Source organism: Streptomyces sp. NBC_00086 (assembly GCF_026343255.1).
Lineage (GTDB): Bacteria > Actinomycetota > Actinomycetes > Streptomycetales > Streptomycetaceae > Streptomyces.
In genome coordinates, this window is sequence record NZ_JAPELZ010000001.1 from 1525833 (window position 1) to 1551541 (window position 25709).

At 71.3% G+C, this 25709-nt stretch carries 18 protein-coding genes and 1 riboswitch; of the genes, 9 read left to right on the forward strand and 9 right to left on the reverse strand.

The features are described 5' to 3' along the window. The first annotated feature begins 88 nt into the window (after positions 1-88). The 5 genes from OG276_RS06820 to OG276_RS06840 all read left to right on the forward strand — a co-directional run bounded on the left by OG276_RS06820 (position 89) and on the right by OG276_RS06840 (position 5254). Positions 89-1798 (forward strand): hypothetical protein, encoded by a 1710-nt coding sequence (locus OG276_RS06820; protein WP_266903573.1) that lies wholly within the window; start codon positions 89-91, stop codon positions 1796-1798. Positions 1799-1935: 137 nt separating this feature from the next. Further along, positions 1936-3267 carry a precorrin-6y C5,15-methyltransferase (decarboxylating) subunit CbiE gene (cbiE, locus tag OG276_RS06825; protein ID WP_266903574.1) on the forward strand — a complete coding sequence of 444 codons (1332 nt, stop codon included), beginning with the start codon at positions 1936-1938 and terminating at the stop codon, positions 3265-3267. Continuing rightward, positions 3264-4013 carry a precorrin-4 C(11)-methyltransferase gene (cobM, locus tag OG276_RS06830; RefSeq protein WP_266903575.1) on the forward strand — a complete coding sequence of 250 codons (750 nt, stop codon included), beginning with the start codon at positions 3264-3266 and terminating at the stop codon, positions 4011-4013. Before cbiE ends, cobM begins: the two co-directional genes overlap by 4 nt. Then, entirely contained in the window at positions 4003-4764 is a 762-nt protein-coding gene (locus tag OG276_RS06835) for a cobalt-precorrin-6A reductase (protein ID WP_266903576.1), read from the forward strand. The genes cobM and OG276_RS06835 overlap by 11 nt, the downstream gene beginning before the upstream one ends. 13 nt (positions 4765-4777) lie before the next feature. Further along, on the forward strand, positions 4778-5254 hold the full coding sequence (locus OG276_RS06840; protein WP_266903577.1) for a hypothetical protein: 477 nt from the start codon (positions 4778-4780) through the stop codon (positions 5252-5254). A 112-nt stretch (positions 5255-5366) separates the two neighbouring features. Here OG276_RS06840 and OG276_RS06845 read toward each other — a convergent pair whose 3' ends face one another. The 3 genes from OG276_RS06845 to OG276_RS06855 are packed head-to-tail and all read right to left on the reverse strand — an operon-like array spanning position 5367 to position 8868. Beyond that, positions 5367-6854 (reverse strand): precorrin-2 C(20)-methyltransferase, encoded by a 1488-nt coding sequence (locus OG276_RS06845; protein ID WP_266903578.1) that lies wholly within the window; start codon positions 6852-6854, stop codon positions 5367-5369. Then, entirely contained in the window at positions 6851-7498 is a 648-nt protein-coding gene (locus tag OG276_RS06850; protein ID WP_243338785.1) for a precorrin-8X methylmutase, read from the reverse strand. Before OG276_RS06850 ends, OG276_RS06845 begins: the two co-directional genes overlap by 4 nt. Beyond that, a complete protein-coding gene (locus OG276_RS06855; protein ID WP_266903579.1) occupies positions 7495-8868 on the reverse strand; it encodes a cobalamin biosynthesis protein CobG in 1374 nt (457 codons plus the stop codon). Before OG276_RS06855 ends, OG276_RS06850 begins: the two co-directional genes overlap by 4 nt. Positions 8869-9411: 543 nt before the next feature. Beyond that, positions 9412-9494, forward strand: a riboswitch (cobalamin riboswitch). Between the two features lie 53 nt (positions 9495-9547). Between OG276_RS06855 and cobN the strand changes: the two genes are divergently transcribed. Beyond that, complete coding sequence (cobN, locus tag OG276_RS06860) at positions 9548-13165, forward strand: cobaltochelatase subunit CobN (protein ID WP_266903580.1); 3618 nt, start codon at positions 9548-9550, stop codon at positions 13163-13165. Positions 13166-13195: 30 nt separating this feature from the next. Further along, a complete protein-coding gene (locus OG276_RS06865; RefSeq protein WP_266903581.1) occupies positions 13196-13669 on the forward strand; it encodes a hemerythrin domain-containing protein in 474 nt (157 codons plus the stop codon). Between the two features lie 24 nt (positions 13670-13693). Here the strand turns inward: OG276_RS06865 and OG276_RS06870 are convergent, their stop codons facing one another. Then, a complete protein-coding gene (locus OG276_RS06870; RefSeq protein WP_243338778.1) occupies positions 13694-13912 on the reverse strand; it encodes a hypothetical protein in 219 nt (72 codons plus the stop codon). 266 nt (positions 13913-14178) lie between these two features. Here OG276_RS06870 and aroD point away from each other — a divergent pair, with 266 nt between their 5' ends. Then, entirely contained in the window at positions 14179-14916 is a 738-nt protein-coding gene (gene aroD, locus OG276_RS06875; RefSeq protein ID WP_266903582.1) for a type I 3-dehydroquinate dehydratase, read from the forward strand. A 214-nt stretch (positions 14917-15130) separates the two neighbouring features. Then, the gene (locus OG276_RS06880; protein ID WP_266903583.1) at positions 15131-17350 is read left to right on the forward strand and encodes a germacradienol/geosmin synthase; all 2220 of its coding nucleotides are present in this window, start codon (positions 15131-15133) and stop codon (positions 17348-17350) included. 42 nt (positions 17351-17392) lie between these two features. Here the strand turns inward: OG276_RS06880 and OG276_RS06885 are convergent, their stop codons facing one another. The 5 genes from OG276_RS06885 to OG276_RS06905 all read right to left on the reverse strand — a co-directional run bounded on the left by OG276_RS06885 (position 17393) and on the right by OG276_RS06905 (position 25709). After that, positions 17393-18637: a GNAT family N-acetyltransferase gene (locus OG276_RS06885; RefSeq protein ID WP_266903584.1), complete on the reverse strand. Its 1245-nt coding sequence runs from the start codon at positions 18635-18637 to the stop codon at positions 17393-17395. 128 nt (positions 18638-18765) lie between these two features. Continuing rightward, positions 18766-20088: a YncE family protein gene (locus OG276_RS06890; protein ID WP_266903585.1), complete on the reverse strand. Its 1323-nt coding sequence runs from the start codon at positions 20086-20088 to the stop codon at positions 18766-18768. A 121-nt stretch (positions 20089-20209) separates the two neighbouring features. Continuing rightward, entirely contained in the window at positions 20210-21373 is a 1164-nt protein-coding gene (locus OG276_RS06895; RefSeq protein WP_266903586.1) for an XdhC family protein, read from the reverse strand. A 97-nt stretch (positions 21374-21470) separates the two neighbouring features. Continuing rightward, positions 21471-22934, reverse strand: coding sequence for an NCS2 family permease (locus OG276_RS06900; RefSeq protein WP_266903587.1), 1464 nt, complete (start codon positions 22932-22934; stop codon positions 21471-21473). A gap of 369 nt (positions 22935-23303) precedes the next feature. Further along, complete coding sequence (locus OG276_RS06905; RefSeq protein ID WP_266903588.1) at positions 23304-25709, reverse strand: xanthine dehydrogenase family protein molybdopterin-binding subunit; 2406 nt, start codon at positions 25707-25709, stop codon at positions 23304-23306.

Below are 25709 nucleotides of genomic sequence, written 5' to 3' on the forward strand. Positions count from 1 at the left end.
AATGCGGCTGAATGCCGCCGCCAGGACGGATGAACAAGCGGTCCCGCCTACGTGTGGACGCAGCACGCCTCCGGCCAGACTGGGCGGCGTGAGCATGCACAGCGAGCCGGCCTCGAAAAAGGGCAGCGCAGACCACTCCGCTCCGACCTGGATCACCATTTCACTGTCCGGAGGTGGCTACAGGGCGGCCGTGTTCGCGGCTGGTTCCCTGCTCGCCGTTGCCGACTCTTCGCTCCGTTCCTCCGTGGCGTCGGTCAGCTCCGTGTCGGGAGGCAGCATCACGTCCGCCGTGACGGTAGGGGGGTTCGCCGAGCCCACGAGCGACGAGCCCGACCCCATGGGGCAACGCGTCCGCCTCCTGGCCGGGCTCGTGCAGACCCGAGTGATCGCCACCGAGTACCTGATCTCGATGCTCAAACCACTCCCGCTGGGACTCGCGGCTCTGCTTCTCCTGTTTCTCGCTTTTCCGGATCCGCGAGAAGAATCACAGAAAGTAATCTGGTTCGCCGCATTCATCCTCTCCGGAGTGTTCTTCCTCTTCGCCACGCATAGCCCCCTTGCACTCACCGCCATCCCCCGAAGCTGGTACGCAGTCCAGCGGGCCGTGGAAACACTCGTCTCACAGGTTCGCGGAACCATCGGATCAAGAGCAGGAACAACCCTGGAAGACATTGCACAAGATGAATCTACGCGGCGAATCTTCTGCACTACCGACCTCAGCTCAGGATCCCATGTATATTTCACGCCTGGCCACATTCTCACACCGGATGGGACTGGGCGGAACCCGAACGTATTCCTCTCGGACGTCGTGACAGCCTCCGCCTGCTTTCCAGGATTCAGACCGGTCGTCTTCCGGCGCACCGAGCTCGGACTTTCAGGAATTCCCCCAGCCAGGCAGCCGCGGGTCCATCACTACGGAAGACGCCTGCTCGTAGGACTGGCAGGATTCATTGGGGTTGGCGTAATTCTGTCAGCGCTTGCGATGAGACTCGCTGGACCGCTGAGCGACAACGAGAACTGGCGAAGTACAGTGCCGATCTTCGCAGCCATGGTGTTGGGCGGGGCGGCCATGGCAAGTCTGTGCGCTCGGACCTTGTGGGTTCGCGACGATCTCACCCTCGTTGACGGCGGAGTCTGCGACAACCTGGGCACAGCCTTCGCACTCCTCGCGCAAGATACCCGCTACCCAGACCTGCCCAGAATTGCCGGCACGGACAAGCCAGGGCTGATCCTGGTGGTCGACGCCTCGCAGCCATTCACCGCGCCAGAGCCTGGTTGGCGCGGGTTTGGCGAACTCATCCCCCTTCGCCTTCGGGGCGCTCAGCGCACAGTGCTCAAGTTGCTCGGAAATGCAAATTCAATGGCCCGAAAGCGCGCCATCCAACTTCTACTTTCCCCCGGATTCTCAAGTGCCGGCGCCATCGTCTCGATTGAACAAATCCCCGAACTTGGTCACGGTCAGGACTGGCCGGCCTTGGTCGAACGATCAAAACGCGTACGGACAACCTTGAACGCGCTAGACAACCTGGCGGTGCGCGATCTGCTCCAGCAGTCGTATCGACTCACCCAGACCGTTCTCGGAGACCATGGCGCAACACCAACCAGAGAGCGTTCCACAGAGGAGATCAACTCTTTGACTGAAGAGATCACGAACGACGAAATCATAGGGCTTTACAAGCAGGCGAAGGGACCGTATGCACGCAAGGATCGGCACGTCATTCTCATCGGTACGCTGACGGCAATTCTGTCCGTAAGCCTGATTGCGCGGTACCTGGCAGATTGGCTCTTCTTTCGCTAGCCGGCAGTGACCGCAGATCCTTCGCCGGCGGCAGCGCCAGCAGTTCCGGCTCTGGCCGCCGGGGCCGCCCGCCGGGGGTGCGGGGCGGGCCCAGTAGGCTGCGGGTCCACCCGCTTCCGTACCCCGAGGTCCACCCAGTGAGCTCCGCACCGCCCCCCGTACCCGTGTCGGTCGTCGGCCTCGGCGCCGACGGCTGGGACGGGCTGACCGCCCCCGCCCGGGCCGCGCTGGCCGGGGCCGAGGTGCTGATCGGCGGGCCCCGGCAGCTGGACCTGCTCCCCCTCGGGGAATGCGGCGGCATCCGGGTCGCGTGGCCCAGCCCGCTGCGCCCGGCCGTGCCGAAGCTGATGGCCGAGCACGCGGGCCGCCGCATCGCGGTGCTGGCCAGCGGCGACCCGATGTTCTACGGGATCGGCCGCGCCCTGTCCGAGGAGCTCGGCCCCGACGCCCTGCACGTCCTGCCGCACCCTTCCTCCGTCTCCTACGCCTGCGCCCGCCTCGGCTGGCCGGTGGAGGACACCGAGGTGGTCACGGTGGTCGGCCGCCCGGTGGCCCGCCTCTCGGCCGCTCTGTACGAGGGCCGCCGGGTCCTGGTGCTGAGCGCCGGAGCACCGACCCCAAACGAGATCGCCGCTCTGCTTCGAGAGCGGGGCTTCGGCCCCAGCCGGATGCGCGTCCTGGAACAGCTCGGCTCCGAGCACGAGGACGCGTACGAGGGCCTCGCCCAGAGCTGGGAACACCCGCCCGGCGACCCCCTCAACGTGGTCGCCGTCGACTGCCGCCGCGACCCCCGCGCCGAGACCCCCCGGCTCGGCGCGACCCCCGGTCTCCCCGACGCCGCCTACGAGCACGACGGCCAGCTCACCAAGCGCCACGTCCGCGCCGCCACCCTGTGCGCCCTCGCCCCCGCCCCCGGTGAACTGCTGTGGGACATCGGCGGCGGCTCCGGCTCCATCGGCATCGAGTGGATGCGCACGCACCCCTCCTGCCGGGCGGTGACCGTGGAGCGGGTGACGGAGCGGGCCGCGCGGATCACCCGTAACGCGGCCGCGCTCGGCGTGCCCGGCCTGCGCGTGGTCACCGGCTCCGCACCCGACGCGCTCGCCGGTCTGCCCGCCCCCGACGCGGTGTTCATCGGCGGCGGCCTGACCGCGCCGGGCCTGCTCGACGCGGCCTGGGAGGCACTGGCTCCCGGCGGCCGGCTTGTCGTCAACACCGTCACCCTGGAGTCGGAGGCGGTACTCGCCGACCGCTACCGCCGCCACGGCGGCGAGCTGGTGAAACTGGCCGTCGCGCACGCCGTGCCGGTCGGCGGTTTCACGGGCTGGCGCCAGGCGATGCCCGTCACCCAGTGGACGGTCACCAAGCCGCACCCGTCCCGCCCCCATCCCCAGCTCGACCAGACCGACCAGACCGACCAGACCGACCAGCCCAAGCCCAAGCCCGAAATGGTGGACCAGACGATATGACCGTGTACTTCATCGGTGCGGGCCCCGGCGCCGCCGACCTGATCACGGTGCGCGGCGCCCGGACGCTGGCCGCCGCCCCCGTCTGCCTCTACGCGGGCAGCCTGGTCCCGCGCGAACTGCTCGCCGAATGCCCGCCGGACGCCCGCCTGATCGACACCGCGCAGCTGAACCTGGACGAGATCATCGCCGAGTGCGTACGCGCGCACGCGGCCGGCCAGGACGTCGCCCGGCTCCACTCCGGCGACCCCTCCGTCTTCAGCGCCGTAGCGGAGCAGATGCGGCGGCTCGACGCGGCCGGCATCCCCTACGAGGTCGTCCCCGGCGTCCCCGCCTTCGCCGCGGCGGCCGCCGCGCTGAAGCGGGAGCTGACGGTCCCCACCGTCGGCCAGACCGTGATCCTGACCCGGATCTCCCAGCAGGCCACGCCGATGCCGCCCGGCGAGGACCTCGCCACCCTGGGCCGCAGCGGGGCGCTGCTGGTGCTGCACCTGGCCACCCGCTACGTCGACCGGGTCGTGGACGAACTCCTGCCGCACTACGGGGCCGAGTGCCCGGCGGCGGTGGTCGCGATGGCCAGCCGCCCCGACGAGCTGATCCTGCGCGGAACGCTGGCCGACATCGCCGCCCAGGTGAAGGAGGCCGGGCTGGTCCGCACCGCCGTCATCCTGGTGGGCCGCACCCTGGGCGCCGAACAGTTCCGCGACAGCCACCTGTACTCCGCCGAGCGCGACCGGCATGCCTGCTGATCCGACCGGCCCGGGTCCGCACGTCCTGATCCTCGGCGGCACCACGGAGGCCCGCCGCCTGGCGGAGGCGCTGGCCGTCGCCCCGGACTCCCCCCGGGTGACCACCTCCCTGGCCGGCCGGGTCGCCGCCCCGGTGCTCCCGCCCGGCGAGACCCGGATCGGCGGCTTCGGCGGTGCCGACGGGCTGGCGGCCTGGATCACCGCGCACGGGGTCACGCACCTGGTCGACGCCACGCACCCCTTCGCGGAGCGGATGAGCTTCAACGCGGCCGGGGCGGCGGCCCGTTCGGGCGTCCCCCTCCTGGCCCTGGGCCGTCCCGGCTGGTCCCCGGGCCCCGGGGACGACTGGCACTTCGCGGACTCCCTCACGGAGGCGGCCGCTCTTCTCCCCGGCCTCGGCACCCGCGCCTTCCTGACCACCGGCCGGATGGGACTGCACAGCTTCGCGCACCTCACCGAGCCCTGGTTCCTGGTGCGTTCGGTGGACCCCCCGGCGGGGCCCGTACCGCCGCGCCTCGAAGTGCTTCTGGCCCGGGGCCCGTTCACCCTCGCCGACGAACAGGCCCTCCTGGCCCGCCACCGCATCGACCTCCTGGTCACCAAGGACAGCGGCGGCTCGGCCACCGCCCCCAAACTCGCGGCCGCCCGCGACGCCGGCATCCCGGTCCTGGTCGTCCGCCGTCCGCCGGTCCCGGAGGGCGTCCCGCGGACCGGGTCGGTCGACGAGGTGTGCCACTGGTTGTCTCGCTGACTACCCTCGGCCCATGGACCCGGAAGAAGAGCACGGCGGCGAAGTCGTTCTGAGCGCCGCGGAGTACGAGGCCGTCGGAGCCGCCCTCTCCTCCCTCCCCGGGCCCGCGCGCGGCGGACCGGCCCCCTCCCTCGACCACCTCCTCCAGCGGTGGAAGGACCTGGTGGACGAGGTCGAGGAGGGCTACGGATGGTGTGCTCCCGAACTCGACAACGACCTCGCGTGCCGGGCCGCGCTCGCCCGGATCTGGCCGCTGCTGCCCCCTCGGGTCCGCGCGATCAGGCAGCCGGAACTCGACAGCGCGGACGAGCGCTACCGCCTCGCGACGGTTCCGTGGCCAGGGCGCCCCGAGGCGACCGCCGGCTGGTGGAAGTGGCGGATTCCCCGGCGCCTGGAGGTCGAGGCCTGCGAGGAGCGCGGAACGGACTGGCCGACGGGGTGGGAGATGATGCCGTTCCCCCGCCCGGCGGCCGTGGAAGTCTCGACATGACGCGACGACCGGCCGCGCCCCACGGCCGGCCACCGGCCACCGGCCCCGGCAACGCCGGAGGCCCGGCGCGGCGTTCCGCCCCGGGCCCCCTCGCTTCGTCAACCGACCGGGATCACCCGTACCGGCGCGGGGTCCAGGTCACCCGTGACCCGTCGGGACGCTCGGTCACCTGGGTCTGCGAGGAGCCGATCAGCAGGATCGTCCGCATGTCCACCTCGGACGGCTCCAGTTCGGCCAGCGTGACGATGCGGACCGACTGCTCCGGCCCGCCCACGTCGCGCGCCACGACCACCGGGGTCTGTGGTGCGCGCAGCTCCAGGAGCAGTTCGCGGGCCTGGGCCACCTGCCAAGTCCGGCTGCGGGAGCCCGGGTTGTACAGGGCCAGTACGAGATCGGCCGCGGCGGCCGCGCGCAGTCGCTCCGCGATGACCTCCCAGGGCTTGAGCCGGTCCGAGAGGGAGATGGTGGCGTAGTCGTGGCCGAGCGGGGCTCCGGCCGCGGCGGCCGCCGCGTTGGCGGCCGTCACCCCGGGCAGGACCCGTACGGGCACGTCCTTGTACTCGGGCTGCCCCGCGACCTCCAGGACGGCGGTGGCCATGGCGAAGACCCCGGGGTCGCCGCCGGAGACCACTGCCACCCGCTTGCCGCGCCGGGCCAGGTCGAGGGCGAACTCGGCGCGCTCCGACTCGACCTTGTTGTCCGAGCCGTGCCGGATCTGGCCCGGCTTGACCGGGACCCGGTCCAGGTACGTCGTGTATCCGACCAGCACCTCGGCGTCGGCCAGCACCCGCCGGGTCTCGGCGGTCAGCCACAGCGGTCCGGCCGGGCCGGTGCCGACGACGGCGACCTCACCGGGTCCGGACGGCACGCTGCCGGGGTTGCCGATCCGGCTGGGCACCACGGCGACGGCGAAGTACGGCACGGAGTCCGGGTCGGTGTCCGCCAGGACTCCGGTCCGCTCGCCGGCCATCGTCGCGCGTTCCACGTAGCGCGCCTCGGCGAGCCGGCCGCTGTTCTCCATGGCCCGCCGGATGGCGGGGAAGGTGCGGCCGAGCTTCATCACGACCGCGGAGTCGGTGGCGGCGAGGCGGGCCGTGAGCTCCTCCTCGGAGAGGGTGCCGGGCAGGATCGTCAGCACCTCCTCGCCCTCGACGAGCGGCATGCCGAGCCGGGCGGCGGCGGCGCTCACCGAGGTCACCCCGGGGATCACCTCGGTCTCGTACCGGTCGGAGAGCCGCTTGTGCATGTGCATGTACGAGCTGTAGAAGAGCGGGTCGCCCTCCGCGAGTACGGCGACGGTGCGGCCGGCGTCCAGGTGGACGGCGAGCCGGGCGGCGGAGGCCTCGTAGAACTCCTCCATCGCGCCCTGGTAGCCGCCGGGGTGGTCGGTGGTCTCGGTGGTGACCGGGTAGACCAGCGGCTCCTCGATGTGGTCGGCGCGCAGGTGCTTCGCGGCGATGGAGCGGGCGATCGAGCGGCCGTGGCGGGCGGAGTGGTACGCGACCACGTCGGCCTCCGCGATCACCTCGACGGCGCGCAGCGTCATCAGCGAGGGGTCGCCGGGCCCGAGCCCGACTCCGTAAAGGCGTCCGGTGCTCATTCGGCCACGCTCGCGATGGCGTTGACGGCGGCCGCGGCCATGGCGCTGCCGCCGCGCCGGCCACGGACGATCAAGTGGTCGAGCGCGGAGGGGTGTTCGGCGAGGGCGTCCTTGGACTCGGCGGCGCCGATGAACCCGACGGGGACCCCGATGACCGCGGCGGGGCGCGGGGCGCCCTCCTCGATCATCTCCAGCAGCCGGAAGAGCGCGGTCGGTGCGTTCCCGACGGCGATCACCGAGCCCTCCAACAGGCCCCGGTCCCGCCAGACTTCGAGGGCGGCGGCGCTGCGGGTCGTGCCCATCTTCGCGGCGAGTTCCGGCACGGCCGGGTCGGAGAGGGTGCAGATCACCTGGTTGTCGGCGGGCAGCCGCTTGCGGGTGACCCCGCTGGCGACCATCTGCACGTCGCACAGGATCGGCGCACCGGCCTCCAGGGCGGCGCGCGCCCGCAGGACCACCTCGGGCGAGTAGCCCAGGTCCCGGGTCAGGTCGGTCATCCCGCAGGCGTGAATCATGCGCACCGCGACCTGGGCGACCGAGGCGGGCAGCCCGGAGAGGTCCGCCTCGGCGCGGATCGTGGCAAAGGACTGGCGGTAGATCTCGGCGCCGTCCTTCTCGTACTCGAACACGGTGTACTCGCTCATTTCTTCACTGCGTCTTCGGACACTCGGGGTTGGCTGCGCGCGTCGGCGACGGCCTGGGCAAGTTCGTGGGACGGCACCGGGCGCCCGTCGAGCCGGTACCCGTCGGGGGTGGCGACGAGGTCGACCCAGGCGGCGCCGCGCGGATGCCCGCACCGGCGCTCGCACCCGGACCAGTGCACGGGCGCGCCGGCGGGCCCGGCGGGCCCGGCGGCCGGAGCCTCGCCGGCCGCGTCCACTACGGCCCGCGCGTCGGCGCGTACGTCGGACAGCGCCTTGGCGCAGCCCGGCCGCCCGGTACAGGCGGTGACGGATTCCCAGGGGCCGTCGGGCGCGACGGACAGGCCGGCGGCCACGAGCTGCGCGTAGCCGTCGACGGGCCTACGGGTGCTCGCCCGGGGCAGGACGATGCTCCGCCACGGGGTGATCCGCAGCTCGCCGTCGCCCGCCTTGCCGTCGCCCGCCTCGCCGTCGCCTTCCTCGCCCTCACCTGCGTCCGCGACGCTCACCAGCACCCGCCACTGGCCGGCGGTGAGCCGGCCGAGCGGGGGCAGGACGCACAGCGGCGTCCGGTCACCGGTGCCGGGTCCCCACGGTGCGGGCGGCGGCGCGTAGGGCCAGGCCACCTCGGGAACGACGGCCGCCGCGATACCGGCGGCGCCGAGCCGTACGGCGAACTCCCCGGTGTCCAGGGCGTGTACGGCGGGGAGTTCGGAGACCCGCCAGGCGCGGGTGCCGGCGGCGTCCGCGGAGTCGAGGAAGTACTCGGCCGCGAGCAGCGCGGCCCGCGGCGCGTCGGAGGCGTCCACCTCGACGGCACCCCGTGCCGCGCCGAGGCGGACCAGTGCCCGGCCCCGCGGTCGGCCGAGCACGGTGACATCGGGGTCGAGCGCGGCGACGTCCCCGCGCCCGTCGTCGATGGCGAACAGGAACCGTCCGGACAGGGCCGCCGCGCGGGTGCTCGCGCACAGCAGCCGGTCCAACTCCCCCACCCAGGGGGTGACATGGGGCCGCTCGGAGCCCAGGATCCCGGACAGCGGGGTCGCCACGATGTTCCGTATCCGCTCGTGGCCGGGGGCGGGCAGCAGCCCGGCTCCGTCCAGCAGCTCCGCCAGCCCGGCGCCGCAGCCTTCGGCGAGCCCGCGCAGCTGCACGTTCCCGCGCGAGGTGAGTTCCAGGTGCCCGTCCCCGAACCGGTCGGCGGCGAGCGCCAGTACCGAGGCCTGCCGGGCACTCAGCAGACCCCCCGGGATCCGCACCCGCGCCAGGTACCCGTCATCGGCGGCATGCAGGCGCAGCGCGCCGGGGCAGGCGTCGCCGCGATCCCGTATGACGGGTTCGTCCCGCACTGCGGCGGAGGGGGGCGTGGGCATGGCGGCGAGCATACCCACGATTCTGCGCCCACCCCCTGTGGCCCACACCACCCCGTTCCAGCCTGACGGCTGCCCGAATCCAGCCCACGGCCCGCCTCCGCGGAAACCGTCCGGGCTCCGCCCGAACCCTCCGGACCACCCGGACCCGCCGGGACGCCCGCGTGCCGCTGCGCGGGGCGAACTCCCCCACCCGCCCTTCCACCGTTCCCCGGGCCGGCCCTGACCCGGTCCTCAAACGCCGGACGGGCTGAAAGCAGGGGCCCGGGCTGCGCCCGGACCCCCTGGGGCTCCGCCTCAGACCCCGCGCCTCAAACGCCGGCGAGGCTGGATGTGGCCGACCTCCGATTGCACCTGCCCGCAGAGCAATTCCAGCCCCTCCGGCGTTTGAGGAGCGGGGGGCCGGGGGCCGGCCCCCCGGCGACGGCGCCGCACCCGGGGCGCCCACGGCCCCTGGAGGGCCCCCGCTCCCGGCCGGGGACCTGGCCCCCTAGGATGAGTCCAAGGCGGCCAACAGGCCCGCCATCGCCGAGGACGGCGACATGGGAGGAAGCCCGGTGCGAATCCGGCGCGGTCCCGCCACTGTGAATCCGCGCGGCAGCGAGCCGCACCGGATGAGTCAGGAACTCCCGCCGTCCTCACTGCCCGGGGCGCGGAAACCCCGAGGAAGGCCTGCCGCCGCATGATCCTGCTGCTGTCGACGTCCGACACCGATCTGCTCAGCGCCCGCGCAGCGAACGCCGGTGACGCTCCCGTCCCGTACCGCTTCGCGAACCCCTCCCGCCTTCCCCTCGACGACCTGCCCGGTCTCCTGGACGGCGTCACCCTGGTCGTCGTACGCCTCCTCGGCGGCCTGCGCGCCTGGCAGGACGGCCTCGACCTGCTCCTGGCCTCCGGCCAGACCCGCCCGGTGGTCGTGCTGACCGGTGAACAGGCCCCCGACGCCCAGCTGATGGAAGCCTCGACCGTCCCGATCGGCATCGCCGCCGAGGCGCACGGCTACCTCGCCCACGGCGGCCCGGCCAACCTGGAGCAGCTCGCCCGCTTCCTCTCCGACACCGTGTTGCTGACCGGCCACGGTTTCGAGCCCCCGGCGGCCTCCCCCACGTGGGGCCCGCTGGAGCGCACCCCCCAGATCACCGAGGGCCCCCGGATCGCGGTGCTCTACTACCGCGCGCACCAGATGAGCGGCAACACCGCCTTCGTGCACACCCTCTCCGAGGCGATCGAGGCCCACGGCGCCCAGGCGCTCCCCCTCTACGTCTCCTCCCTCCGCTCCCCGGAGCCGGAGCTGATCGAGCAGCTCGCGTCCGCCGACGCGATCGTCACCACCGTCCTGGCCGCAGGCGGCACCAAGCCCGCCACCGCCTCGGCCGGCGGTGACGACGAGTCCTGGGACGCCGGCGCCCTGGCCGCCCTCGGCGTGCCGATCCTGCAGGCCCTGTGCCTGACCGGCTCCCGGTCCGCCTGGGAGGAGAACGACGAGGGCCTGTCCCCCCTCGACGCCGCCACGCAGGTCGCCGTACCGGAGTTCGACGGCCGTCTGATCACCGTCCCGTTCTCCTTCAAGGAGCTGGACGAGGACGGCCTGCCCGCCTACGTCGCGGACCCCGAGCGGGCCGCCCGCGTGGCCGGCATCGCCGTGCGCCACGCGCGCCTGCGCCACATCGACCGCCGCGACAAGAAGATCGCCCTGGTCCTCTCCGCGTACCCCACCAAGCACTCCCGCATCGGCAACGCGGTCGGCCTCGACACCCCGGCCAGCGCCGTGGAGCTGCTGCGCACGCTCATCGCGGGCGGGTACGACTTCGGTCCCGTCGAGGACGTCCCGGGTCTGGTCTCCGGCGACGGCGACGAGCTGATCCGCGCCCTGATCGAGGCCGGCGGCCACGACCAGGACTGGCTCACCGAGGAGCAGCTCGCCCGCAATCCGGTCCGCATCCCGGCGGCCGACTACAAGCGCTGGTTCGCCGAGCTGCCGGCCGATCTGCGCGACAGCGTCACCGAGCACTGGGGCGAGGCTCCGGGCAACATGTTCGTGGACCGCTCCGCGAACCCCGAGGGCGACATCGTGCTGGCCGCACTGCGCCGCGCCAACCTCCTCATCCTCATCCAGCCGCCGCGCGGCTTCGGCGAGAACCCGATCGCGATCTACCACGACCCGGACCTGCCGCCCTCGCACCACTACCTGGCCGCGTACCGCTGGATCCAGGCCCGCGCCGAGGACGGCGGTTTCGGCGCCGACGCGATGATCCACCTGGGCAAGCACGGCAACCTGGAGTGGCTGCCGGGCAAGAACGCCGGCCTGTCGGCGTCCTGCGCCCCCGATGCCGCGCTCGGCGACCTGCCCCTCATCTACCCGTTCCTGGTCAACGACCCGGGCGAGGGCACCCAGGCCAAGCGCCGGGTGCACGCCACGCTGGTCGACCACCTGGTGCCGCCGATGGCGCGCGCGGAGTCGTACGGCGACATCGCGCGCCTGGAGCAGCACCTCGACGAGTACGCCCAGATCTCCGCGATGGACCCGGCGAAGCTGCCGGCCATCCGCGCGCAGATCTGGACCCTGATCCAGGCCGCGAAGCTGGACCACGACCTGGGTCTGGAGCAGCGCCCCGACGACGACGGCTTCGACGACTTCCTGCTGCACGTCGACGGCTGGCTGTGCGAGATCAAGGACGCCCAGATCCGCGACGGTCTGCACGTCCTGGGCGGCGCCCCGACCGGCGACGCCCGGGTCAACCTGGTCCTGGCCATCCTGCGCGCCCGCCAGATCTGGGGCGGTACGACGGCCCTGCCCGGTCTGCGCGAAGCGCTCGGCCTCGACGAGTCCGCGGCCACCCGCACCACCGCCGACGAGGCGGAGGAGACGGCCCGCGCGCTGGTCCAGGCGATGGAGGACGCGAACTGGGCCCCGGAGGCGGTGGCTTCGGTCGCCGCCGGATACTCGGCGGACGTGGCGGCCGTACTGGACTTCGCGGCCCGCGAGGTCGTCCCGCGCCTGGCCGGCACCACCGACGAGATCACCCACGTGGTCAGCGCCCTGGACGGCAACTTCGTCCCGGCGGGCCCCTCCGGCTCCCCGCTGCGCGGTCTGGTCAACGTGCTGCCGACCGGCCGCAACTTCTACTCGGTGGACCCGAAGGCCGTCCCCTCGCGCCTCGCGTGGGAGACGGGCCAGGCCCTGGCCGATTCCCTACTGACCCGCTACCGCACGGACAACGGCGAATGGCCCGCCTCCGTCGGCCTGTCCCTGTGGGGCACGAGCGCGATGCGCACCTCGGGCGACGACGTGGCCGAGGCCATGGCGCTGCTTGGTGTCCGCCCGGTCTGGGACGAGGCCTCGCGCCGCGTCACCGGCCTGGAGCCGATCCCGCTCGCCGAGCTCGGCCGGCCGCGCATCGACGTGACCTTGCGCATCTCGGGCTTCTTCCGCGACGCGTTCCCGCACGTCATCGGCCTGCTGGACGACGCGGTACGGCTGGCCGCCTCGCTGGAGGAGCCCGCGGAGGACAACTTCGTACGGGCCCACGCGCAGGCCGACCTGGCCGTGCACGGGGACGAGCGGCGGGCCACCACCCGGATCTTCGGCTCGCGCCCGGGCACGTACGGCGCGGGCATCCTGCAGCTGATCGACTCCCGCGACTGGCGCACCGACGCCGACCTCGCGGAGGTCTACACGGTGTGGGGCGGGTACGCGTACGGCCGTGGCCTCGAAGGGCGCGCGGCGCGCGAGGAGATGGAGACCGCCTACAAGCGGATCACGGTCGCGGCGAAGAACACCGACACCCGTGAGCACGACATCGCCGACTCCGACGACTACTTCCAGTACCACGGCGGCATGGTGGCCACCGTCCGCGCCCTGCGCGGCACGGCCCCCGAGGCGTACATCGGCGACTCGACCCGGCCCGAGACGGTCAAGACGCGCACGCTGGTCGAGGAGACCTCCCGCGTCTTCCGCGCCCGCGTCGTGAACCCGAAGTGGATCGAGGCGATGCGCCGCCACGGTTACAAGGGTGCCTTCGAGCTGGCCGCCACCGTCGACTACCTCTTCGGCTACGACGCCACGACCGGCGTGGTGGCCGACTGGATGTACGACAAGCTGACCGAGACGTACGTCCTGGACCCGGAGAACCGCGCCTTCCTGGAGGAGGCCAACCCCTGGGCCCTGCACGGGATCGCGGAGCGACTGCTGGAGGCGGAGTCCCGCGGCATGTGGGAGAAGCCGGACCCGCAGGTCCTGGAGGCGCTGCGCCAGGTGTACCTGGACACGGAGGGCAACCTCGAAGGCGAAAGCGACTAACCGGGCACCGGCTGGATCAGACTGAGCCGCATGTGCCATTACTGCGGCTGCCGCGAAATCCCCCTGATCAAGGAGTTCATCGCCGAGCACGAGGCGGTGACGAACGCCGCGGGCGACGCCCTGCGCGCCCTGGACGCGGGGGACCTCCCGAAGGCGCGGACCCTCGTCGCGGAGATGACGGCCGTTCTCCTCGCCCACTGGACGGGCGAGGAGGACGGCTTGTTCGCCGTCATGGGGCGGGACCCGGAGTACGCCCCGTACATCGCGGCGCTGGTGGCGGAACACCGCGAACTGGCGGCGTTCCTCGCCCGCGCCGATCTGGCGGACCCGGCGGACACGGCGGCGCTGCGCCGGGCGGTGGAGGAGCTCCACCACCACATCGCGAAGGAGGAGGACGGCCTCTTCCCCGCGTCCCTCACCGCCCTGACGGGCGATGATTGGGACCTGTCCATCAAGGCCTGGCGCACGGCCCATCCCGACGGGGACCTGAGGCCCGCCGGGTGACGGCCGGGGCGCCCCGGCGGCCTCCTACTTCGTGGTCTGGTTCAGCGCCACCAGGGCCTGCGCCCAGCGCGCGTACTTCAGCTGGCCGAAATCGGCGACGGTCTTCACGCCGAAGGCTTCGAGCAGCAGCTCGCCGTCCTTGTCGGTGACGCCCTTGAGCGCGGCCACCGGCGCCGCGAGCACCTCCGCGAGCGGCTTGTCGGCCCACGCCTTGTCCAGCACCTTGTCGAGGTCGATCGCCATGAGTCTCTCTCCCGGAACTCGAAAGTATGAACTGATGGCACAAACCTAGAACAATCGGACAAGCATCCCGGGGTGCGACACCCTGACCTTCCAGTGCCCCGACCACTCGCCCGGCCGGAAGCGGACCAGGGCCAGACCGAAGGCCACCGGGGGGCGGACCGAAGGGCGGGCAGCCCCCCTTGCCCCACGCGATTCCACGTATAATCCGCCCCGTTCACCCTGTACTTCGCGTCGGATTTCGGAATCGAAAAGGCTGTGACCAAGAAATGAATTCACTGCGGGCGCTTCTCGACGGCGGGATTCCGCTGGTGGCCGTCAGCTTCGACGACAGCGAGACCGAGCCGCGCGCAGACGCCGCGAAGAGCGCCGGCGTCGATGTGGCCGAACTGCGCGTCGACCGGTACGCGGCGACCGACACGGCCCACGTTCTGGCGCAGGTGGACGCGTTCAAGACACTGCCGGTACTGGCCACCATCCGGTCGGCCCGCGAAGGCGGCGACTGGAAGGGCACCGAGGCGCAGCGCCTCGAACTGTTCCGTGCGCTGGCTCCTCAGGTCCAGGCCGTGGACATCGAGCTCTCCTCCGGGGAAATCCTGTCCGAGGTGATCGAGGCCGCCCACCGGCACGACACGGTGGCGCTCGTCTCCTATCACAATTTCGAATTCACCCCGGCCACCGAGGAACTCCAGACCGTCATCGACGACGCGAAGAGCGCCGGCGCCGATGTGGTCAAGGTGTCCACCATGGTCCGGTCCGAGGGCGACGTGCGACGGCTGGCCTCGCTGCTGCTGCGCGCCGGAGCCGAGGACACCCGGCTGATCGTCATCGCCATGGGCGAGGCCGGAGCGGTCTCGCGCGTCTTCTTCCCGGCCCTCGGGTCGCGGATCACGTACTCCTTCTTCGGCGCCAGCTCCGCCCCGGGCCAGCTCGACTTCCCCGAGACCTTCGGCTTGCTGCGCAAGTTCTACCCGTCCTTCGACGAGCGGAAGTCCACCGGGGCCTGAGTCCCCGTGCGCCGGGGAGGGTCACCCACCCTTCGCCCCTCCCCGGCCACCATCACGGCAGCCTCTCTACCGGTCTCCAGCCCCACCCGTGACAGAACGGCACACACGTCACCTGATGAAGTGAACTCCCCCTTATCCCACCGGCAACACGGGTAGTGCCCTGCTGATCTCGTGAGGAATCAACGAGACAGTCAGATGAAAGGCCCACCCTGCCGTGACGCAGCCGTTTCAACTGCCGGATTTCTATGTGCCTTATCCGGCGCGACTGAACCCCCACCTGGAGGACGCCAGGGTCCACACCAAGAAGTGGGCCCGCGACTTCGGGATGCTGGAAGGTTCCGGCGTCTGGGAGGAGAGCGACCTCGACTCGCACGACTACGCCCTGCTCTGCTCGTACACCCACCCCGACTGCGGCAGCGAGGCGCTGTCCCTGGTCACCGACTGGTACGTGTGGGTGTTCTTCTTCGACGACCACTTCCTGGAGATGTACAAGCGCTCCCAGGACCGGGCGGGCGCCAAGGCCTACCTCGACCGGCTCGGCGCCTTCATGCCGATGGACCTGTCCGACGGGTTCCCCGAGGCCACCAACCCCGTCGAGGCCGGCCTCGCCGACCTGTGGGCCCGTACCGTCCCCGCCATGTCGATGGACTGGCGGGAACGGTTCTCCCTGTCCACCAAGAACCTGCTCGACGAGTCGATGTGGGAACTCGCCAACATCAACATCGGCCGGGTCTCCAACCCCCTCGAATACATCGAGATGCGCCGCAAGGTCGGCGGCGCGCCCTGGTCGGCCGGCCTCATCGAGTACGTCGCCGCGGAGGTTCCGGCCCGCGTCGCGCACTCCCGGCCCCTCGGCGTGCTGCGCGACGCCTTCTCCGACGCCGTGCACATCAGGAACGACATCTTCTCCTACCAGCGCGAGGTCTCCGAGGAGGGCGAACTCTCCAACGCCATCCTGGTGTTGGAGACCTTCCTCGGCTGCACCACCCAGGAGGCCGCCGAGGCCTCCAACGACCTCCTCACCTCCCGCCTCCAGCAGTTCGAGCAGACCGCCCTCGCCGAACTCCCCCAGCTCTTCGCCGACCACGCCATGAACCCGGCGGAGATCGCCGCCGTCCTCGCCTACGCCAAGGGGCTCCAGGACTGGCAGTCCGGCGGCCACGAGTGGCACATGGTCTCCAGCCGCTACATGAACAAGGAGGCCCGGGCCACGGCGCCGCTCACCCTGCCGTTCATGCCCTCGGGCCTCGGCACCACCGCGCTCGACCTCCGCTCCATCCTCGCCCCCCGCGCCCTGGAGCTGCGCCGGCGCTCCTTCACCCACGTCCCCTTCGAGCCCACCGGCCCCTCGATCGTCCCCGACATCTACATGCCGTTCCCGCTCGGCCTCAGCCCCCACCACGCCCGCGCCCGCGAGGAATCCGTCGCCTGGGCCAGGGAGATGGGCCTGATCGATCCGCAGCCCGGCGACCCCGGCTCGGCGATCTGGAACGAGGACAAGCTGCGCGGCTACGACTTCGCCCTCTGCTCCGCCGGCATCGACCCCGACGGAACACCCGAGGCCCTGACCCTCAACGCCTGCTGGCTGACCTGGGGAACGTACGGGGACGACTACTACCCGGTGGTCTTCGCCCAGTCCAAGAACCTCTCCGCCGCCAAGGCCACCACCGCCCGGCTCGTCGCCATGATCCCGGTGGACCACGCGGAGCAGCCGGTCGGGCTGACCGCGATGGAGCGGTCCCTCGGCGACCTGTGGGTGCGCACCAGCAAGGACATGACCCCCGAGATCCGGGCCGAGTTCCGGGCCACCCTCGTGAACATGCTGCACAGCTGGCTGTGGGAGATGGAGAACCAGATCCAGAACCGCATCCCCGACCCGGTGGACTACGCGGAGATGCGGCGGCACACCTTCGGCTCGCACCTCACGATGTACCTGTGCCGGCTCGGCCAGGCGGGCCGGGGCATCCCCGACGACATCTACGCCTCGGGCACCATCCGCTCCCTGGAGAACGCGGCCGCCGACTCCGCGTGCCTGATGAACGACATCTTCTCGTACCAGAAGGAGGTGGAGGTCGAGGGCGAGGTCCACAACTACGTGCTCGTGACCCGCAACTTCTTCGACATCGGCTACGAGGAGGCGCTGCACATCTGCCACTCGCTGATGACCCAGCGCACCGAGGAGTTCGAGCACATCGTCGCCCACCAGCTGCCGCTGCTCTACGAGGACTGGAAGCTGGACGCCGCAGCACGTGCCGGACTCGACGCGTACGTGGGCGAGTTGAAGGACTGGCTGGCCGGAATCCTGAACTGGCACGAGAAGACGGTCCGTTACCGCGAGGAGGACCTGCACCGCCTGGGCGACGGGATCTCCACCGCCGTCCTGAGCTCCGACTTCGGCATGTCGGCGGCCCGGATCTCCCTGCCCACCCCCTGAGCCAGGTCGCGGCGGGGGCCGTCCTCCCCCGCCGCGGACCCTTCAGAACTCGTCCGCCGTGTGCGGCAGCAGCGCGGTGCGCAGCCCCGCGTCCAGGGCCGCGGCCGCGCCGGGGGTGTGCTCCACCAGCAGGCCGGCCGCGGCCAGTTCGACGGCCCGGGTCCCGCCGAGGTAGCAGGCCGCGAGCTCCCGTACGTCCAGGGTCAGGTCCGGGTCCCGGCCGGCGGCGGGCTCGTACGCCGCCCCGTCGGGCCCGGCCTTCAGGAGGAACCGCCCCGCGTTCGCGGGCAGTCGTACGTCGGTCAGCTCCAGTACGAGTTCCACGGGCGCGGCCCACGACCGCCCGGTCAGCGCCGCCGCCACGTCGACCAGCCGCAGCCAGAGCGCCGGGAACACGGCGGTGACCCGGACCTGGTCGCGGTCGGCGGCGAAGTGCAGCAGCGGATCGTCGGCCGGCCGGCCCCAGGCGGTGATCCGGCCCGTGAGGTCGAGGGAGGCCAGGCATTCCCACAGGGCGGCCGCGGCCCGCGGGGTGTCGGCCTCCAGCTCGTCGACCCGGACCAGACCCGGGGTCCGCACGCCCTTGGTGTTCTCCTCGGGCTTCGTGCGGTAGAGGACGTAGCCCGCGATCGGCTCGCCCGGCTCCCCCAGGACGATGATCCGCGGCGGGCTGAGCTCCTCGTCCTCCTCGTCCTGCTCGATGAGCCACTCCTCGGTCCAGCGGCGCTCGCTGCGGGTGGGCCGCCCGGCCCGGACCGCGCGGGCCGCCTCGTGGTACGGGCCCACGACGGCGACGGCGTCCTTGGGGTCCGCGGTGGCGACCAGCCGCAGCGGCCGCCGGTCGGCCTCGATGCGCAGGGCCAGCGGCCGGGTGGAGTCGATCTCGATGGTGGCGCCCTGGGTGGCGCTGCCGTAGCCGAAGCGCCCGTAGATGGCGGCCTCGGAGGCCCACAGGGCGGCGACGGGGCTGCCGGCCGCCCCGGTCCGCCGCAGCATCTCGGCCATCAGTGCGGTCAGTACGCCGCGCCGGCGGTGGGTGGGGGCGACGGAGACGAAGGTGAGTCCGGGGCAGGGCAGGTCCGCCCCGGGCACCGAGAGCCGGAACGCGTGCGCGGCCATGAAGCCGACGATCGCGTCTCCGTCGTAGGCCCCGATCCGCGTGCAGTGACCGAGCAGCTCGTGGTGGCGCTCGCGCGCCTCCTTCTCGGGGCGGTCGTGGAAGACCAGGTACGCGAGCTCCAGAGCACGGTCGATGTCGGCCTCGGGCACCTCGCGGATCTCCACCATGATCCGGAGACTAATCGGTCATGGCGGACCAGTCACTTCATAAAGGGCACTTTCCGGCCCGCGCCAGGCGGGTTCCGCCCCCTCGACCGGGCGGGCTCCCGGCAGACCGGCCCCCGCCCGGTGCCGGATCAGCGCGCCGCGGGCCCCGTCCAGTCCGCCGGGACGTGTCCGAGGCGGACCCGCTGCGGGTGGTCACCGACGGGTACGGACACCCGCTTCGTGCCGGTCGCGAAGTCGATGGCCGTGACCTGGTCGGCGCCGCTCTCGGAGATCACGCAGCCGGAGCCGTCGCCGTCGACGGTGGCCCAGTAGGGCTTGGCGGCGGGCACGAGCGGTCCTTGTTCCAGGGTGGCCCGGTCCACGACGGTCACGTAGTCGTCCATGGTCCCGGCGACGCACAGCTTGGCCCCGTCCGGGCTCATCGACATGCCGTGGTGCCGGGAGTCGTTGACCCAGGTCGTGCGGTCGGCGCTGGTGGCGGGGTTCTCGGGGAGGGTCTTGATCCGGGTGATCCGGTCGGCGGCCACGTCGTACTCGACGAAGCCGTTGAAGAACGAGACCTGGAAGTAGAGCTTCGACTCGTCCGGGGCGAAGGACATGGGCCGCACCGCGTCGGACAGGTCGGAGCGGCCGAAGGCGTCGAGGCGGGCCCGCATGTCGATCACCCGGACCGGGCGCAGGGTCTGCGCGTCGGCGACCGTGATCTTGCGGTCGCCCTTCGTCCAGTCCAGCCAGGGCGCGTCGAGGGCGGAGGTGACGTCACCGATGGAGCTGTTCCACAGGTGGCGGCCGTCCCGGGTGAAGGCGTTCTCGTGCGGCTTGTCGCCCGTGGCGAAGGAGCCGACCTGGCGGCCGCTCGCCATGTCGAGGACGTGCACGGTGTTGGCGGTGGAGGCCGAGACCGCCACGCGGGTGCCGTCCGGGGAGACCGCCATGTGGTCGGCCCGGTAACCGGCGACGGGGAAGCGCCAGTTGACCCGGCCGGTGCGGACGTCGATGGAGACGACGTCGGCGAAACTGGGACGGGAGGCGACGACGGCGGAGCCGTCGGGGGTGGTGTACATATCGTCCACGAACTGGTCGTGGCCCTCGCCCGCGGTGGCCCGGACGCCCAGGAAGAAGCCGAGCTTCACCGGGTTGAGGTAGATCTCGCGGAGCCGCTCCTCCTTGTCCGGAACCATGTTGATCCGGCCCACCTTGGCCAGGTTCCCGGTGGAGGCGAGGACGTCGGCGGTGCCCTCCCAGTTGTTGCCCACGAACAAGACCTCGCGCGGGCCCGGGCCGGCGGACCCGGCGCCCGCCGGCGCCCCCGCCCCCGAACCCGCCGGCAACCCGGCGCCCGCCGCGGGCGCCGGACCCACGGCGAGGGCGGCCAGAGCCAGCGCGGCCACGGCCGCCAGGACCGGCAGAGCCGGCAGGGCGCGGTGGTTACTCGATCGACTGGCGAACATCCGGTCAACTCCGTTACGGGAAGACGCTGTTACCGGCCGGTAAGATAGGCGCAACAACGAAAGGGCGCAACCCCCAACGGGGTTGCGCCCTTTCCACACCGTGCTACAGCCCGTCACCTCTTCAAGCGACGGAACCGATCCTGCTGATCACCGTGTTCGCGACGTCCGGGTGGATCGGGATGTGCGCGCCGGTCAGGGCCGCGCCGCTGCCGCCGCGCCGGTTGGCGACGATCTCGGCGGCGATGGACAGCGCGGTCTCCTCCGGGGAGCGGGCCCCGAGGTCCAGGCCGATCGGGGAGCGCAGCCGGGCCAGTTCCAGCTCGGTCACACCGACCTCGCGCAGCCGCTTGTTGCGGTCCTCGTGGGTGCGGCGGGAGCCCATGGCGCCGACGTAGGCGACGGGAAGTTTGAGGGCCAGTTCGAGGAGCGGGACATCGAACTTGGCGTCGTGCGTGAGGACGCACAGGACCGTCCGGCCGTCGACCGTACCGGCGGAGGACTGCTCCTCCAGGTAGCGGTGCGGCCAGTCGACCACGATCTCGTCCGCTTCGGGGAAACGCTTCTTCGTGGCGAACACGGGCCGGGCGTCGCACAGCGTCACCCGGTAGCCGAGGAACTTGCCGATCCGCACCAGGGCGGAGGCGAAGTCGATGGCCCCGAAGACGATCATCCGGGGCGGCGGGACACTGGACTCGACCAGCACCTTGAGCGGCTCTCCGCAGAGGCGGCCGTCGGCGCCGATCTCCAGCACGCCGGTCTTGCCGGCGTCGAGCATGGCCCGGGCCTCTTCGGCGATGGCGCGGTCCAGCTCGGGGTGACCGCCGAACCCGCCCTCGTAGGAGCCTTCGCCCCGGACGAGTACGGCGCGGCCCATGAGCTCGGCCGGGCCTTCGGCGATCCGGGCGACCGCCGCCGCCTCCCCGCGGGCGGCGGCGGCCAGCGAGGCCGCGAACACCTCCCGTGCGGGAGAGCCCACGGGGACCGGGGTGACCAGGATGTCGATGATTCCGCCGCAGGTCAGACCGACGGCGAAGGCATCGTCATCGCTGTACCCGAAGCGCTCCTGGACGGTCTCGCCGTCTTCGAGCGCCTGCTGGCACAGCTCGTACACCGCACCCTCCACGCATCCGCCGGAGACCGAACCGATGGCCGTGCCGTCGGTGTCGACGGCGAGGGCCGCTCCGGGCTGCCTGGGCGCGCTCCCGCCGACCGCCACGACCGTGGCGACGGCGAAGTCACGTCCCTGCTCGACCCACCGGTTCAATTCTTCGGCGATATCCAGCATGGGGGCCTCCTCGGAGGGGTTCAGTTTCCAGTATCGGATACGTGGAGGGTGCGGTCGTGCGCTACGGATCAGGTCGATCGGACCTGGTCAGGTCGGCTCAGCCGACGCCGAGCCAGCTCTCGATCGGGTGGAGCGCGAAGAAGACCAGGAAGATTCCGGTCAGCGCCCACATGAAGCCACCGATCTCACGGGCCTTGCCCTGCGCGACCTTGATGGCGACGTAGGAGATGACACCCGCGGCGACACCGGCGGTGATCGAGTACGTGAAGGGCATGACCACGACGGTCAGGAAGACCGGGATCGAGGTCGAGCTGTCGGCCCAGTCCACGTGGCGGGCGTTCTGCATCATCATCGCGCCGATGACGACCAGGGCCGCGGAGGCGACCTCACCCGGGACGATCTGCGTGATCGGGGTGAAGAAGAGGCAGGCGGCGAAGAAGAGGCCGGTGACGACGGAGGCGAGGCCTGTGCGGGCACCCTCACCGACGCCGGTCGCGGACTCGACGAACACGGTCTGGCCGGAGCCACCGGAGATGCCACCGATGGCGCCACCGGCACCGTCGATGAACAGCGCCTTGGACAGGCCCGGCATGCGGCCCTGCTCGTCGGCCAGCTTGGCCTCGGTGCCGACGCCGATGATGGTGGCCATCGCGTCGAAGAAGCCGGCAAGAACCAGGGTGAAGACGATCATGCCGACCGTCATGTAGCCGACGTCGCCCCAGCCGCCGAAGGAGACGTCACCGAAGAGCGAGAAGTCCGGCGCCGAGACCGCGGAGCCGTTGAGCTCCGGCGGGCCGTTCTTCCAGGCCTTCGGGTCGATGTCCACGATGGCGTTGAGGATCGCGGCGAGGACGGTGCCACCGACGATGCCGATCAGGATCGCGCCGGGCACCTTGCGGGCCTGGAGCATGAAGATGGCGATCAGGGTGACGGCGAAGAGCAGGACGGGCCAGCCGGAGAGCTCACCGGTCGCGCCGAGCTGGACGGGGGGCATGAACTCCCCGCCGTTGCCGACGAAGCCCGCCTTCACGAAGCCGATCAGGGCGACGAAGAGGCCGATGCCCATGGTGATGGCGTGCTTGAGCGCGAGGGGTATCGCGTTCATGATCATCTCTCGGAGGCCGGTGACGACCAGGAGACAGATCACGACGCCGTAGACCACGCACATGCCCATGGCCTGCGGCCAGGTCATCTGGGGGGCCACCTGCGATGCCAGCACGCCGGACACGGAGAGGCCGGCCGCGAGCGCGAGCGGGACCTTGCCGACGAAGCCCATGAGGAGCGTCGTGACGGCTGCGGCGAAGGCGGTGGCGGTGATGATCGCCGAGGCGGCCATCTTGTTGCCGTCGACGTCCGCGCCCGAGAGGAGCAGGGGGTTCAGCAGGAGGATGTAGGCCATGGCCATGAAGGTCGTGATACCGCCACGAACTTCGTTGCCGACCTTGGATCCGCGCTTGCTGATGTGAAAGTAACGGTCGAGCCAAGACTGTCCAGCGGGGGTCGAAGGGCCGTTTCCGGCTTCCTCCGCACTGGTCTTGGGCTCCACAGAAGACTGGGTCATGGTGCCTAACTCCCAAGGTTCAAAGGGGCACCCGCATAAAGATTGGAGACACGGGATTTGGGAAAACGCGTTTGGCTGCACGACCCGGGGTGACGGCCCGAGGCGACGCAAATTGTGCACTGCGTGTACTGCGGGTACTGCGAGGGTTCTGCGGTACGGCTGGTACTCCTGGTGTCACCTGGGGTAGGCGGTGCACCGGGGGGTACTACGTGGGGGTACTTCCGGGGAAAACTTGACCGCGAGCGGTGCGGTGCTGATGACTCCGGACTTCGTGCTCCGGGCGGTGCGGCTGGAAGTGTGACGTTCCCGTGTCACACCGCCCGGAAATCTGGGGGGTCCGGGGGCCTCGCGGCCCCCGGACCAGCCGTCCTAGAGAGTGCCGGTGAGCAGTTCCGGACGGATCGGCGTCTTGTTGATCTCCAGACCGGTCGCCGCCCGGATCGCCGCGATGACGGCCGGGGTGGACGAGAGGGTCGGGGCCTCGCCCATACCGCGCAGGCCGTACGGGGCCTTCGGGTCGGCGAGCTCCAGGACGTCGACCGGGATGGTCGGGGTGTCGAGGATGGTCGGGATCAGGTAGTCCGTGAAGGAGGGGTTGCGCACCTTCGCGGTCTTCGGGTCCACGATGATCTCTTCCATGATCGCGACGCCCAGGCCCTGGGTGGTACCACCCTGGATCTGGCCGACCACGGAGAGCATGTTCAGCGCCTTGCCGACGTCCTGGGCGGTCGCCAGCTCGACGACCTTGACGAGGCCGAGCTCGGTGTCCACCTCGACGACCGCGCGGTGCGCGGCGAAGGTGTACTGGACGTGGCCGTTGCCCTGGCCGGTGACCAGGTCGAAGGGCTCGGTCGCGGCGTGGCGGAACTCGAGCTCGATGTCGATCGCGTCCTCGCCCTCCAGGATGTCGGCCAGGTCCGCGAGGACCTCTCCGCCGTCCGTGACGACCTTTCCGCCTTCGAGGAGCAGCTCGGCGGTCGCCCACGCGGGGTGGTACGAGCCGTTCTTGCGCCGGCCGATCTCCAGGACCGCCTCGCGGACGGCCTCACAGGTGTTCTTCACGGCGCCACCGGTCATGTACGTCTGCCGCGAGGCGGACGTGGAACCGGCGGAGCCGACCTGCGTGTCGGCCGGGTGGATGGTCACCTGCGTGACACCCAGCTCGGTACGGGCGATCTGCGCGTGGACGGTGATGCCGCCCTGGCCGACCTCCGCCATGGCCGTGTGGACCATCGCGACCGCTTCGCCGTTGATGGCCTCGAGGGTCACGCGGGCGGTGGAGTAGTCGTCGAAGCCCTCGGAGAAGCCGACGTTCTTGATGCCGACCGCGTAGCCGACGCCGCGGACGACGCCTTCACCGTGGGTGGTGTTCGACAGACCACCGGGCAGCGCGCGGACGTCCGCGCTCTCGCCGGCGGACTCCCACTGGCGCTCCGGCGGCAGCGGACGGGCCTTGACCCGGCGCAGCAGCTCGGCGACGGGCGCCGGAGCGTCCACGACCTGGCCGGTGGGCATGATCGTGCCCTGCTCCATGGCGTTGAGCTGGCGGAACTCGACCGGGTCCATGCCCAGCTTCGCCGCGAGCTTGTCCATCTGGGCCTCGTAGGCGAAGCAGGCCTGGACGGCGCCGAAGCCGCGCATCGCGCCACAGGGCGGGTTGTTCGTGTAGAGCGCGATCGCCTCGATGTCCACGTCCTCCAGGACGTACGGACCGACCGAGAGGGAGGAGGCGTTGCCCACGACCGCCGGGGAAGCGGACGCGTACGCGCCGCCGTCCAGGACGATCTTGCACTTCATGTGCGTGAGCTTGCCGTCCTTGGTGGCGCCGTGCTCGTAGTACAGCTTCGCCGGGTGACGGTGCACGTGGCCGAAGAAGGACTCGAAGCGGTTGTAGACGATCTTGACCGGCTTGTTCGTGGCCAGGGCCAGGAGGCAGGCGTGGATCTGCATCGAGATGTCTTCGCGGCCACCGAACGCGCCGCCGACGCCCGAGAGCGTCATGCGGACCTTCTCCGGCGGCAGGCCCAGGACCGGGGCGATCTGCTGGAGGTCCGAGTGCAGCCACTGGGTGGCGACGTACAGCTCGACACCGCCGTCCTCGGACGGCACGGCCAGGCCGGACTCCGGGCCGAGGAAGGCCTGGTCCTGCATGCCGAAGGTGTACTCGCCCTCGACGATGACGTCGGCGCGCTTGCGGGCCTCTTCCACGTTGCCGCGGATGATCGGCTGGCGGTGCACGATGTTCGGGTGCGGGACGTGACCGATGTGGTGGTCGTCGCGGCCCTCGTGGATCAGCGGCGCGCCCTCGGCGAGGGCGGAGGCCTCGTCCGTGACGAGCGGCAGCTCACGGTAGTCGATCTTGATCTTGGCGGCCGCGCGGCGGGCGGTCTCCGGGTGGTCGGCGGCCACGAGGGCGACCGGCTCACCGTGGTGACGTACCCGGCCGTTGGCGAGAACCGGGGTGTCCTGGATCTCCAGGCCGTAGTTCTTCATCTCGGCCGGCAGGTCGTCGTACGTCAGGACCGAGTAGACACCCGGCATCGCCAGGGCCTCGGAGATGTCGATCGAGACGATCTCGGCGTGAGCCACGGTGGAGCGCAGGGTCTGGCCCCACAGCATGTCCTCGTGCCACATGTCCGAGGAGTACGCGAACTCACCGGTCACCTTGAGGGTGCCGTCCGGGCGCAGCGTGGACTCGCCGATGCCGCCCTTGTTGTGCTTCTGCGTGACGTTGGTCGGCGTACCCGCCGGGACCGTGCGCGTGTTCTGGGCCAT

Bases quoted from the DNA above. Each gene is read 5' to 3' on its own strand.
- cobM (WP_266903575.1), top strand. From the start codon at position 3,264: ATGACCGTGTACTTCATCGGTGCGGGCCCCGGCGCCGCCGACCTGATC.
- OG276_RS06835 (WP_266903576.1), top strand. From the start codon at position 4,003: ATGCCTGCTGATCCGACCGGCCCGGGTCCGCACGTCCTGATCCTCGGC.
- OG276_RS06840 (WP_266903577.1), top strand. From the start codon at position 4,778: ATGGACCCGGAAGAAGAGCACGGCGGCGAAGTCGTTCTGAGCGCCGCG.
- OG276_RS06845 (WP_266903578.1), bottom strand. From the start codon at position 6,854: ATGAGCACCGGACGCCTTTACGGAGTCGGGCTCGGGCCCGGCGACCCC.
- OG276_RS06850 (WP_243338785.1), bottom strand. From the start codon at position 7,498: ATGAGCGAGTACACCGTGTTCGAGTACGAGAAGGACGGCGCCGAGATC.
- OG276_RS06855 (WP_266903579.1), bottom strand. From the start codon at position 8,868: ATGCCCACGCCCCCCTCCGCCGCAGTGCGGGACGAACCCGTCATACGG.
- cobN (WP_266903580.1), top strand. From the start codon at position 9,548: ATGATCCTGCTGCTGTCGACGTCCGACACCGATCTGCTCAGCGCCCGC.
- OG276_RS06865 (WP_266903581.1), top strand. From the start codon at position 13,196: ATGTGCCATTACTGCGGCTGCCGCGAAATCCCCCTGATCAAGGAGTTC.
- OG276_RS06870 (WP_243338778.1), bottom strand. From the start codon at position 13,912: ATGGCGATCGACCTCGACAAGGTGCTGGACAAGGCGTGGGCCGACAAG.
- aroD (WP_266903582.1), top strand. From the start codon at position 14,179: ATGAATTCACTGCGGGCGCTTCTCGACGGCGGGATTCCGCTGGTGGCC.
- OG276_RS06885 (WP_266903584.1), bottom strand. From the start codon at position 18,637: ATGGTGGAGATCCGCGAGGTGCCCGAGGCCGACATCGACCGTGCTCTG.
- OG276_RS06890 (WP_266903585.1), bottom strand. From the start codon at position 20,088: ATGTTCGCCAGTCGATCGAGTAACCACCGCGCCCTGCCGGCTCTGCCG.
- OG276_RS06895 (WP_266903586.1), bottom strand. From the start codon at position 21,373: ATGCTGGATATCGCCGAAGAATTGAACCGGTGGGTCGAGCAGGGACGT.
- OG276_RS06900 (WP_266903587.1), bottom strand. From the start codon at position 22,934: ATGACCCAGTCTTCTGTGGAGCCCAAGACCAGTGCGGAGGAAGCCGGA.
- OG276_RS06905 (WP_266903588.1), bottom strand. From the start codon at position 25,709: ATGGCCCAGAACACGCGCACGGTCCCGGCGGGTACGCCGACCAACGTC.